Origin of the sequence: Rhizobium sp. 25PS6 (assembly GCF_032464655.1) — a bacterium.
Lineage (GTDB): Bacteria > Pseudomonadota > Alphaproteobacteria > Rhizobiales > Rhizobiaceae > Rhizobium > Rhizobium laguerreae.
In genome coordinates this window covers 1-725 of record NZ_JAWDIV010000073.1, presented here as the reverse complement: position 1 = coordinate 725, position 725 = coordinate 1, and the positions used below count along the sequence as shown (strand labels likewise).

General features: G+C 61.2%; 1 protein-coding gene. It reads right to left on the bottom strand.

What is annotated here, in order from left to right:
• Positions 1 to 725: 5-aminolevulinate synthase (hemA, locus tag RWK44_RS34870; protein ID WP_316030181.1), on the bottom strand; the 725-nt coding region annotated here is incomplete at both ends.

Below are 725 nucleotides of genomic sequence, written 5' to 3'. Positions count from 1 at the left end.
GTGAAGATGAAGCCGGAGGCAAACGAGCGGATGAAATCGCAAAGCGCCGTCGACGCGGCGATGTAGCCGCCCATCACTCCAAAAGCCTTGCCGAGCGTGCCCTCGATCACGGTCAGCCGGTCCATCAGCCCTTCGCGCTCGGCGATGCCGCCGCCGCGCGGGCCGTACATGCCGACGCCATGCACTTCGTCGAGATAGGTCATCGCGCCATATTTGTCGGCGAGGTCGCAGATCTCCTTGATCGGGGCGATATCGCCGTCCATCGAATAGACGCTCTCGAAGGCGATCAGCTTCGGCGCCTTCGGATCGGCGGCCTTGAGCTTGGCTTCGAGATCGGCCACGTCATTGTGCTTCCAGATCACCTTGTCGCACTTGGCATAACGGATGCCCTCGATCATCGAGGCATGGTTCAGCGCGTCGGAGAAGATGATCAGGCCGGGGATCTTGGCGCCGAGCGTGCCGAGTGCTGCCCAGTTGGAAACATAGCCCGACGTGAAGATCAAGGCTGCTTCCTTGCCGTGCAGATCGGCAAGTTCACGCTCGAGCATGACGTGATGGTGGTTGGTACCAGAAATATTCCGGGTGCCTCCCGCACCCGCGCCACAGTGGTCGATGGCGTTCTTCATCGCCTCGATCACCTTCGGATGCTGGCCCATGCCGAGATAGTCGTTGGAGCACCAGACCGTGACTTCCTTTTGGCCATCCGCGGTGTAACGCGTCGCGCG